This window comes from Sphingosinicella microcystinivorans (assembly GCF_003634215.1).
GTDB lineage: Bacteria > Pseudomonadota > Alphaproteobacteria > Sphingomonadales > Sphingomonadaceae > Sphingosinicella > Sphingosinicella microcystinivorans.
The window spans coordinates 1,396,554-1,408,118 of record NZ_RBWX01000007.1 but is presented as its reverse complement, the minus strand read 5'-3'; the positions used below and the strand labels follow the sequence as shown (position 1 = coordinate 1,408,118).

Here is an 11,565-nt window from a genome sequence, read left to right as displayed (position 1 = left end):
CCGTGTGGGCGAAGGACGCGCTTGGCGCGATTTCCGATCTTTTGTTCCTGCCGGTCGTCGTCGGTCTGCTGGGGGTCGTGTGCTGGACGGTCATCGCGCTGGGACTGTTCGCCCGCAGCTTCATCGGGCGCTGGCGTAGCCAGCGCCCGGCGCGGGACAGATATCGCACCGCCATCGACCGGGCGCTGACCGGCGATCCGCATGAGGATGAACTGGCGATAGAGGAAATCGTGGCGCGGGCGGAAAGCGATGCGGCCCGCTCGCTCAACGCGGTGCGGTTCGCCATTCGGGTCGGGCCATCACTCGGCCTGATGGGGACGCTGATCCCGATGGCCACCGCGCTTTCCGGGCTGGCGCGGGGCGACCTCCAGGTTCTCGCTTCCAACATGGTGATCGCCTTTTCCAGCACCGTCGTCGGCCTTGGCGTTGGCGTGGTCGCCTATCTCATCGCCATGGTACGGGAAGGCTGGGCGCGGGCGGATCTGGATGCCGTGCGCTTCCATGCCGAGCGCGCGCTGCGACGGGAGGAGGCATGAGCCGCCGCCGGCCTGTCCGCTTCGCCCGCCGCCGCGATGAGGGAAGCTGGCAGGAGGACCCGCTTGCCGGCATCGCCAACCTGTTCGACATCAGCCTGGCCTTCATCGTCGCCATGGTGGTGGCGCTCTATTCGATGGTGGGCGCGCCCTCGCTGCTCGACCCGGACAGCAGCTGGACGATGACCCGCACCGACGCGCAGGGGCGGATGGAGATCGTCCGCAAGGATGGAAGGCAGATCAGGGTCGAGAAAGTGAGCGACCGCAAATTGAGCGGCAATGGCGACCGGCTGGGCGTGGCCTATCGCCTGCCCGACGGCAAGGTCGTCTATGTGCCCGAAGCGGAGGCGGCGGCGGGTGCAAAGCCATGATCCTGCTCCGCCTCATCGCCACTATGCTGGCCTTGCTGTGCGGTGCGGGTTTCTCCATGAGCGCATCGGCACAGCCGGAAGCGGCGAAGCCGCGCATGCGCATCGCCTTCGTCTCGATCCATATCGCGGAGATGCCGACCATCGCGCGCGCCGGTGCTGCGCGGATGGCGAACCATGTGCAGGTTGATTTTTTCGGCCTTGGCGGCGGGTTGATCCCGTCCATCGAGGGTGTCGATCTTGGCCGTTATGACCTTGTGCTGCTGGACGCCGCCGGTCCGCGCCTGCTCAATTTCACACGGCAGATCGAGGACGCCAAACAACGGACGAAAGTGCTGGTGGTCGGCCCCGGCACGCCAATCGAAGGCACTGTCGATCCCGCGGAGCATCCCGATGTAGCGCGTTACTGGAACAATGCGACGGCAGACAATTACGCCGGGCTGTTTACTTATGTGGCGGCAAAGGTGCTGGGGTACTCCGTCACCGTGCCGCCGCCTGTCGACTATCCCGCGCTCGCGCTCTGGCATCCCGAGGCGCCGGCGCGCTTCACCAAGGTCGAAAGTTATCTGGACTGGATCGCCACGCGGTATCCCGATGCGGCGGCACGCCCGAAAATCGGCATCCTCTTTTATCGCAGTCTCGTTCTGGCGGACAATGCCGGGGTAGTCGCCGCACTGATCCGGGAAACGGAGCGGCAGGGTGGCCTGCCGGTGCCGGTCTGGCGCGAGGGCGGCGGCGACCTTGCGTCCGGCATTATGGGACAAACCCAGCTCGATGCGTTGATTCTGTGCGGCAACCGGATCGATTATGCATCAGCGGAGGCAGGTGTGGCCGAAGCGCAGCGGCTGGGCGTACCGCCATTGATGTGCGCGACCGATTACCGCCGCGAGGCCTCCGCATGGCGCAAGAACATCGGCGGCTTCGCGCCTGCCTCGACCGGCGAACTCGCTATGAGCGAACTGGACGGAATCGTCGAACCGATGGTTGTCGGCGCGCGCGCAACCGCGCCCGACGGCACGGTCAGCTATCAGCCGCTGCCGGAGCAGGTGCGCTTGCGAGTGGCTCGCGCCATGGCCTGGGCGCGACTGCATCGCCTGCCCAATGCCGAAAAGCGCATCGTCATCAGCTATCATAATGAAGAACCCGGTGAGGCTGATGTCGGCAGCGACCCCGATTCCTATATGGATGCGCAAGGCAGCATGGTCGCCCTACTCCATCGCCTGCGCGATGAGGGCTATGACGTTGGCGCCGATCCGCTTCCCGACAGTGAAGCACTGGCGCGGCGGTTGGCCGAGGAGGCGACGAATGCCGCGCCCGGCGATACGGAGACGCTGCGCCGACGGATCGCTCAGGGCGCGATCACCATTCCGCAAGCGACCTATCTTGGTTGGTATGCCACTCTGCCGGAGCCGCTGAGGCGGGAAATAGAGCGCGTCTGGGGGCCTCCACCGGGCAGACTGATGACCGTGGACGGGCAGATCGTCATTCCGGCGCTGCGCTTTGGTAAGATCCTGCTCGCCGCGCATCCGCTCTGGGGGCCGCAGACCGGAGGCAAGGCGCTGGAGGAGACCGGCGCGCTGCCGCCCCATCATCAATATCTCGCCTTCTATCTCTGGATGCAGAAGGCGGGGCGAACCGATGCCTATCTGCCGCTTTTCACACAACTCTCGCTGATGCCCGGCAAGCAGGAAGGCCCTGCCGCCGATGATGCCGTGGGGCTGCTGATCGGCGACCTGCCACATATCCAGCCGCTGCCGTTGCAAGCCAATGGCGGGGTGGGCAACAAGCGGCGCGCGCTGGCGGTGACGATCGGCTTCATGCCGGAATTCGCCCGCGCCGGGCTGTCGCCGCCGCTCGCGGAGATTAGTTCCTTGCTGGCAGGTGAGACGCTGGATGAAACGCTGCTGCGCGAGAAGGTGATAACAGCGGGACTTGCAGCCTCGCTCGGCCTCGATCCCGCCAAGGCGCCGCTCGATCAGCTTCGCACCGCCCTTACCGCCTATCTGGATGAGGCAGAGGGCGCCCCCATCCCGCTCGGCGGCCACATATTGGGGCAGGCCCCATCACCGGACGTGCAGGTGAAGATGGTGCAGGCGATGCTGGCCGTGGGCCGCGCCGCGCCGGACCTTGCCGATGTGGCGCGCGCCATCGGCGGAGAGAAAAACGCCCTTCCCCCGGAGATAGTCTCGCTCGCCCGCGATTATGCCGCGCGCATCGCCAGCGCCCCGCGTGAGATGGACGCGGTCATCGCAGCGTTGGCGGGCCGTTATGTTCCTCCCGGCCCGATGCAGGATGCCATCCGTAATCCCGACGCGCTGCCCGCCGGGCGTAATCCTTACACGCTCGATGTGCGGGCGGTGCCGACCATGCAGGCATGGGCTCAAGGCGTGCACCTCGCCGATGACATGCTCGCGGATTATCGCACGAAACATGACCGACAGCCCCGTAAGGTGGCGTTCGTCCTCTGGTCCAATGAGACGGCGCAGAATGGAGGCAGCAATGAAGCGCAAATCCTGCATCTGATTGGCGTGCGTCCGGTCCGCGATGCGCGGGGCCATGTGGTGGACGTGGCGCTCGTCGATCGCGCCGAACTGGGCCGTCCGCGCGTGGACGTGCTGGTAACCACATCGGGCACCTATCGCGATCATTTCGGCGAGAAGCTGGCGCTTATCGCCAAAGCCATCCGCCTGGCCGCGCAGGCGCATGAGGCGGACAATCCGGTGCGCGCCGAAACGCAGGCGCGGATACAGGCACTCCGGGCGCAGGGTATCGACCCGCAGAACGCGGAGAAGCGGGCGTTGCGCCGCATTTTTTCTACAGCCCCGGGGGGCTATTCCCCCTCGACCCAGTTCGCCAACCGCGAAGGCTGGAGCAAGTCTGCGCTCGACCGGCTCTATCGCGCGCGGATCGGCCATGCTTATGGCGATGATGACGAAGGTGAGCCGGATGGCGCGGCCTTTACCGCCAATCTCGATACAGTGGATGCGGCCGTGTTCAGCCGCTCGTCCAGCGCTTACGGCCTGCTCGATACGCCGATGCCTGCGGCTTATCTGGGCGGCCTGTCCATGGCGGTGCGGCAGGAAACGGGCCGCACAATCGACAGCTATATCGCGAACGAGCAGGCAGCGGGGCAACCACATGTGGAGACTATCGACCGCTTTTACGCGCGGGAGCGGGACAGCCGCTATCTCAACCCCGAGTGGATCAGAGCGATGCAGGCCAGTGGCTATAATGGCGCACGCTACATGGCTGATCTCACCGATTCCATGTCGCTCTGGGAGCAAATGCGCCCGGAGCTGGTGTCGGATCAGGACTGGGAAGCAGTGCGCGATGTCTATCTGCGGGATCGCTATGATCTGGGCATGGATCGCTACTTCGCCCGGCACAATCCGGCGGCGCGGGAAAAGCTGGTCGAAACGATGCTGGAGGCAATAGAGCGCGGCGACTGGGTGGCCGACGACGCGATCCGCGCTGAACTGCGACAGATGGTGGGGCAAACCGTCGACAGCATTGCGCTTGAAACACCCACTCAAACCGCGCCATCTTCGGCCGGTGCTCATGGCCGGGAAACGGCAGCTCCTCCGACTACAGCCGCCGCGCTGCCGGCAGAGCGCGCGGCGCAGGTGTCCGGTTACGAACTCGTTCCTGCACCCACGACGTCCGAGTTCGCCCTCCGCTCGCGCCACAATGTGTTACAGATGGCGTTTGGCGTAGGCCTGCTCATTCTCCTTTCAGTAACCGGTATCGCTATTAAACCTCGATGGTAAGATCGCCAACATTCCGGACCTTCGACCGCCCAATGACGGTGCCCAAAAGCTGCCGTTGGTTCACTATTAATCCGGCGGCCGGGACGGGGACTAATCAGTCATTCGAGACCGATCTTTCAAACGGCGCATTCTGCCAGGAGCAGACGTTCGCTGTGCTTATCTGAACGGCCGGCTTTGGTCGGCCGCAGAATGGCCTCGCCGCGCCGGCGGGCGGAATGACTGCCAGGCGCCCGAAGTTGAGGCCAATCCAGGCCGACAGCAGGCGCTCAGAACTTCACCCAGACGTAATAACCCAATCGCTCACAACGCCGCTCATAGGCACGGTAAAGCAAAGTGCCTCCGGCCCACCTGCCGATTTTCGTGGGGTATCAGCACTGTATGAATAGCATTCAGCCTTGACTTCAGTCCAAACTCGTGTGGACTATTACGCAATACTGCGGCATCCTAAAGACAAGGCAGAAGTTGCGCGCAGGATTAATTCTTTAAACTGAAATAGGAGAGCATGCATGGCACTTAAACCAGGGCCAAAGCCGATAGCAAAATCAACAGGGAAACCGGATCAGCGCCGCCGTGATAACAAAACCACACCAGGGAATACACCGTCCCTCAAACCTAGCAAATCTAGCAAGCCCCCCAAAAAGAAATGAAAGAGGGCTCTCGTTAATTTGCCCTTCTAACCTGCAGGCCGATCACTTTTACGTTGGATGACGGGTCTTGGGACAAAGCTACCGTTCGCCGCCGCCCGCGAGAACGTCCGGTTGTGCCGAACTGGTAATTCGTTGCGCTCGACGCTGGCGCTTATAACTGCGGCCAGAGACTGTCTATGGCGATGAAAAAGCCTTCGGTCGCTCCGCAACCAAGTTATCCCAGGCTCTCGCAAAATCCGCAGGATGAACATGCGTTTTGGGAGCTCGGCTCACGGCGGTTCGAGCAATTTGCGCGCGCACTGCATGCAGCCCAGCCTGACATCCTCAGCACGAACCTCTACGGCCCCGATGGACAAGAGCAGTTTGGTGCTGATCATATAGCATTTCATCGACACGATCCGGCGCCTTATCTCGAAGTGGGTCAATCCAAAGCCGAACGGCGGTTCGGGCAAAGCGACATCCGTGCAGCCGCTGACAAGTTCATCGAACATTGGGACGGTCACTGGCGGGAAAAGGACGTTCGTCACTTCATCCTATTCGTTGGCTGCACCATCAAGAGCCGTCAGGCGACTGACGAGATCATCGCCCAAACCCAGAAGTTTGCAGCCCTTGGCATCCAATTTTCGGTGTGGGACTCGTCCGAAATCTATGATCGGCTGCCCGGTGCGAATGTCGCAGTTCGAACCTATCTTAGCCAAGACTGGTATGAGCGAATATTCGGCAAGCCCACAGGGCCACTCACCGGCTTGCAGCAGGCCCTCGAGCGCGGTTGGGACTTGAGCGCAGTCAGCCTCCAACATTATGTGACCCGGCTCAATCAGGCTGAGACCGGTGAGATCGCGGAGCTCAAGCGCCGTGCAAGGCGGGGAGAAACGCCTCGCGTTATCGCGGAACTTGAAAGTGCGCTGCGCTCTGAAGCCGCCGACGCCCTGAGTGCGAGCGTCAAAGCCGAGAAGCTGCGGCTGTTAGCTGGCCTGCTCATCCCCTCGGAAAACTTCACCCGGGTACGACAGCTGCTCGATCAAGCCGACGCGCTCGAAGGAGAGTCGATCAGGCTGCGAGCAATTTTAACGCTTGAAGAACTTGGCCCACAGCCGCTGCTGGACGGCGTTTCGGCCGAGGATATGGCAGAGTTGGCAGAAGTGCGGGCGGTGGCGCTGCTTCGCCAGCGTCAACCGCAGACGGCTTACGATGAGTTAGCAGTCTATATCGACGGGAATGACGCTCGGGCCGAGACCCTTCGTCTCGCCGCTTTGGCAAAGCTGGCCGCGAGCGACCGCGAAGCGGCCGTCGCCCTGGCAGAGCGAGCTCTCGCCCGCGAACCCGAAACGCGTGCTTGTCAACAGGCGCTCGCCATCTGCCATTTTCACCGCGCCCTAGCGCCATCGGTTGAAACCGCGGTGGGTGAATGGCCGCCGCCGATCGACCAGCCTTTGGTCCGGCTGTCGGATGCGGCCCGGACGGACTTGGAAAGGGCGGAATCTCTTCTCAGTGCGTTGATCGCCGATCCTGCTTTGGCCGCGCACCGTTCTATGGTCATGTGGCACTTCGGTGTCCTGGCCTGCATGCCCTGGCGTCACGCAGACACAACACAGCGGCTCGCCCAGTTGCAAGCCGATGGAACGCTACCCATACCGCTCATTGCGTGGGCACTGTCCCGCGCCCTCCCGCTCGACAGAAAAGCCGCCATCGCGCAATGTGATGCAGCGCTTGTCTCTGATCCCGATGATTTCGAGACGTTGTTTATCCGAGTGGCGCTCGCAAACGCGGATCGCGACTTCGCGCACGCGCGTCAGATCCTTCAGACGCGTTCAGACAATCTGGCAACTGCTGGCCATGCGGAGGTGCGGGATTATTGGCTTGCCGTTATCGACATGGAGACACATCGCTCACTAGGCGAGAGAGCGCTCAACGCGCATCCCTGGCTCCGACTTCGCCGCGCCATGGACATCCGCCGGAAAAAGCCGCGTCGCGTCGCTATCGCCGCGGTCCTGGACGAGCAGCTCGCCAGCAGCGGCGATCCACGCGTCATTTTGGCTGCCACGCAGATGCTGATCGAGGCTGGCTGGCACAAAAGCGCGGTGAAGGCGGCGCCCTATCTCATCGAACAGATCGGCACCGCCGAGGCCCTGGCGGCGGCCGCGCATGCCTATTATCGAAATGGGCAGCCGTCTCAGGTACTATCAACCCTTGAGCATCTGCACGCATTCCCGGGCGGAACGCTCCCCGTTGAACTCGAAAGACTGCGCGCAAACAGTCTCGCGGCCGCGGGTGAGTTGGTCGGCGCACGCGATGTCAGCTTGTTGATCGCCCAATCAACGAAGCGGCCCGACGATCTGTGGCGCTCGATCCAGCTCCAACTGGCGATTGGGGCGGCGCCGGAAGCTCTGGCGCTGTACGAACAACATGCCGAAGCCCTAGCGAAGCCATCACCAGGGCATATCGCCTTGGCGCGCGCGATCCTGCAGTCTCATCCCGACGCGGCGATGCGCATCACCCGGCATATTTCTGCCGATGCCCCCGACGAATATGTGACGGCGGCCTTCGATCTGGCGCTTAAACTAAAAATGGCGGCCGAACAGCGTGTGCTCACGGGCCGCCTCCAACAATTGGGCGCGCAAGAGCGCGGCGGCGTCATGCTCATCTCGATCGACGACATCGTAAAGATGATGCAGGAGCGCCGCGAGCAGGTCGAGCGCACCTTCGAGCTTTACGCCAACGGGCACGCGCCGGTCTATGTTTTGGCAAGCTTCCGACAGGAAGCGCTGGCCTCTACCTATCTTGGCCCGCTCCTGAAGGCCCCCACACCCACGGAACGCCGGGCGATTCTCTCGACTCGCTACGGTCGGCGTTTGGAGGAAGAACCGTGGCCGGATGATCGCACTGATGTCCGGCTTCGGGTGGATATCACGGCTTTACTGACAGCGCACGGGCTCGGGATTCTGGAACTCGCCGAGCGCGCCTTCGCGCCGCTTTGGATTGCGCCCGAAGCCGTTCCTGGCTTGCTGGCACTACGATCGGACAGCGAGGTCACCCAGCCTGAACGCATCGAAGCAATGCGCGCGGTTCTGGCGCGCCTCGGTGATGGCGAGCTTCACGATCAGGCGCAGCTATCCGCGATCGACACCTTTCACGTGCTTTGGGAAGGCGATGGCGGGGAGCCAAATTCCACCTTGTCCTTCCATCGCCTGTTCGACGTCATAGCGAAGCCGCTCGGAAATCGGATCGAGACGAAAGCGCGCGATGCGTTGGGAACGACCCTCGATGCTGCTGCCGTTGGTGCAACCCCTCCGAATGGCGCGGTCGTCACGCTCGACCACGGCATCGCCGTAACATTGGAAGAGGTCAATCTCCTCGGCGCCTTGTGCGCGCAGTTTCAGGTCGGCATCCAGGCGGGTAATATCGCTGATATCCGCGCAACGATCGCTGATGCCGATCGGCGCCTGGCGACCGTGGAAAGTCTCTCGGTCCTTATTGGCAAGATCCGCGTCGGCCTTGAAGGCGGCACCTATAAGAGCCTTCCGGTCAGCGATGTTCAGCAGTCGGAGCATACGGGGCGGAGCTTCATGCAACTCCTCCAGTCGCTGGCGATGGACGGAGGGATCGCATGGGTCGACGACCGCTATACCTCGTCGATCAACAATCAGGATTTCCGGATCGCGACAACGGTCGAAATTCTCGACGCACTTTTTCGATATGGGCGGCTGACAGAGAGTCAGTGTGACGGTTTTCGGCAGCGCCTACGTGCCGCGCGCTGGCTCTTCATGCCGCTGCGGGGCGATGAGATCGCCCGCTTCATGCGACCCGCGGTGCAGAATGGAGAGCTTCGAGAGACCGAAGACCTAGCCATCATTCGCCGGTACATCGGCGAGGCCCTCATCCATCGCCGGCGCCTGCAATGGCCCGAGCCGACCGCAGTCGAACAAGGCATCAAGGGCGAAGTTCCGTTCTTGCTCGATTCCGGACATGCCATAAGCCAGGCCCTCGCAGCCATCTGGAACGATGACAGCTGGACCGTTGATGATGCCGAAGTCGCATCGGCCTGGATCGTCGATACGCTGGAAATGAGCCTCTTCCCTTTACAGGTTCTGACGGCCAGGGATCCTAGATCGGACAGCCTGCTCGGCATCCATCTGGGCGGGTTGGCACTCGTCGCCGTCCAGATATTTTCAGGTAAGAGGTCTGAGCAGCGTCAGCGCGCCTATTTCGACTGGTTCTGGCGGCATGTGCTCGCGAATGCGCTGCGCGTTCGCCCTGAAATTCGCGGCAGCCTTGAAGAGATGATCGAAAGCCATCTTACGCGGACCGACGACGGACTGATGGAAGATCGCCTGTGGCTTGCCCTGTCAGGGCGGGTGCTGAATGCCATGCCACTGCCACTTCGTGTGTCACTGCTTCAGCGCCCGGGTATGCGCGAAGCATTCAATCTTCCCGATCACGGGCAGATCACGGTCGACGGTCTTGATTTCGATGAAGCGGAATTCTGGGACGCCGTCGTCAATGCCGCTGTCGGTCAGGTCAAGAAACTGAAGACGATGCGCGGCGAAGCGGCGACTTTGGAGTGGATCGAGAGCGACGGCGATCCCCACCTGAAACTGACGATCGGTCGGAGAAAGATACGTCTCGACGCTTGGCCGCGTCGGGTTGCGAGCGATGACGCCACCGTTCGGAAGGACGCACTTCTCGAGCGGGCTGCCGTCATGGACCTGTCGGAAAAGGAATTGGACGCGTTTAATGCTTCGCTTACCTCGACGAGCCCAACTTACTTGCGCGTGCGGGCGAGCCTCGCGAAATCGCATGACGCGATGCAACACTGGTATGCCGATCTAGACACTGGCGTTCGCGAAAAGCGAGCGTTCGCGTTGGCCGATCTTAAACCCGAAAATATAGGCAAGCTCATCCGTCACCTCCGCTTGGATGACGGTTTTGAGCAGGCAGCGCAAACGCTGATCGATGAGCGCGGTCTGGTCGTGGCGGTGCGCAGGCTCGGGGGCATCCCCATCGCCCCACCAGCGGCGATTGTTACCGCTCTCGCGTCGCTAGAAGAGCATGGCATGGCGCGCTTCCTTGATGAAGTGGAAGGCGAGAGCTCACCACCTTGGACACAGCTCTTTCTTGCCGATGCGCTGGCGAGCTGCGAGCTGAGCGACCTCGTATCCTCCAGAGTGCGGGGCTGGGTCGACCGGGCGCTTTCCGAGGAGGCCGCCCCCCTTTGGAGCCTCTACATCGCCCTTGCGCAGTTCACAGCGTCCGAATCCTATGCCGACCCGGAGTGGGCAACGCTGTCCGCGCGAAAGCAGCTCGCCGCCTGTTGGTCACACGCCAATGCGCTCACCGAGGTCCTTGTCGCAGGCCATGTGATTATCGAGAAAGTGCTCGACATGATCGCTAGCAATCGGCTTGTTTCGCCGCGTATTCTGGTCGAGCAACTGGATCAGTTCGCCCAGGACGCCGCCAATCCGAGGCAGATCGCTGTCGATCGCTTGAGAGCGTATGTAGCGGCGCCGGCGTTGATCCAGTTTCAGAAGCAAGCTTCTCATCAAGAATGGGTGGAGTCGAAGCTCCGTCAGCTGGTGGTCGAAATCAATGACGACGGGGAGCGTCCCCGCATGGACATCATTCGCGGGTCATTGGCGCCGGACAACGTGATGCCGAGTAGGCTGAATGCCGAGCTAGGGGACGTGTTTGACGCGCTCTATCCCGATGCCGGCGCGTTATTCCGCGACAAGGTAGAGGGGTTGCTCACTGCGTTGCTTGCAGCTGAGCCGGGCAGCCGCGAAGCAATCGCTGGCTGGCATTTGCTACGTCAAGCCAGCGCCGATACGCCCTTACCAAAGAATCTGGCTGACCTTGCGCGTGAGCGTGCCAATGACTGGGATCTGTCGCTTCCCGACGAAGAACTGGAAAATGCGCGCTTCCACCTTCTCACCTTTACCGCGCTCGCAGCAGTGAACGGCTGGGTTGATCAGGCTGACAGAATCGATGCCGCCGCGACAGCGCTTGGCCCGCGCGAGGGCGATGCCGAGGCCTTGGTATTGTTCGAGATCGCGATCTGGCGGGCTAGGATGATCGGCGACATCCCCGAGCGCCTGCAATTCTTGGCGCGCGAGCTGCTCCGGCTCGCGCAGCACGAGCCTCTTCGAGAGCAGGCAATTGTTGCCGCACGGCATTTCGCTCGTAGCATGTCGGGGCAGCATGCGGAGCCGTTTGTGCACAGCATCGGCGAACTGATCGCGACTTATTAATGGCG

The 11,565-nt window shown here is 62.3% G+C and carries 4 protein-coding genes; all 4 read left to right on the top strand.

The annotated features are described in order from the left end of the window. Nucleotides 1–2 precede the first annotated feature (2 nt). The 4 genes from DFR51_RS06725 (at nucleotide 3) to DFR51_RS06710 (ending at nucleotide 11,560) form a co-directional block, all read left to right on the top strand. Nucleotides 3–536 carry a MotA/TolQ/ExbB proton channel family protein gene (locus DFR51_RS06725; protein WP_121048286.1) on the top strand — a complete coding sequence of 178 codons (534 nt, stop codon included), beginning with the start codon at nucleotides 3–5 and terminating at the stop codon, nucleotides 534–536. Further along, nucleotides 533–904 carry a DUF2149 domain-containing protein gene (locus DFR51_RS06720; RefSeq protein WP_121048283.1) on the top strand — a complete coding sequence of 124 codons (372 nt, stop codon included), beginning with the start codon at nucleotides 533–535 and terminating at the stop codon, nucleotides 902–904. The genes DFR51_RS06725 and DFR51_RS06720 overlap by 4 nt, the downstream gene beginning before the upstream one ends. Then, entirely contained in the window at nucleotides 901–4,668 is a 3,768-nt protein-coding gene (locus DFR51_RS06715; protein ID WP_121048280.1) for a cobaltochelatase subunit CobN, read from the top strand. The genes DFR51_RS06720 and DFR51_RS06715 overlap by 4 nt, the downstream gene beginning before the upstream one ends. Nucleotides 4,669–5,491: 823 nt before the next feature. Next, nucleotides 5,492–11,560 (top strand): HTH domain-containing protein, encoded by a 6,069-nt coding sequence (locus DFR51_RS06710; protein ID WP_126494745.1) that lies wholly within the window; start codon nucleotides 5,492–5,494, stop codon nucleotides 11,558–11,560. The last annotated feature ends 5 nt before the right edge of the window (nucleotides 11,561–11,565 follow it).

What these genes read in the sequence shown, in the direction of transcription:
- DFR51_RS06710 (WP_126494745.1), top strand. Translation starts at nt 5,492, where the DNA reads ATGGCGATGAAAAAGCCTTCGGTCGCTCCGCAACCAAGTTATCCCAGG.
- DFR51_RS06715 (WP_121048280.1), top strand. Translation starts at nt 901, where the DNA reads ATGATCCTGCTCCGCCTCATCGCCACTATGCTGGCCTTGCTGTGCGGT.
- DFR51_RS06720 (WP_121048283.1), top strand. Translation starts at nt 533, where the DNA reads ATGAGCCGCCGCCGGCCTGTCCGCTTCGCCCGCCGCCGCGATGAGGGA.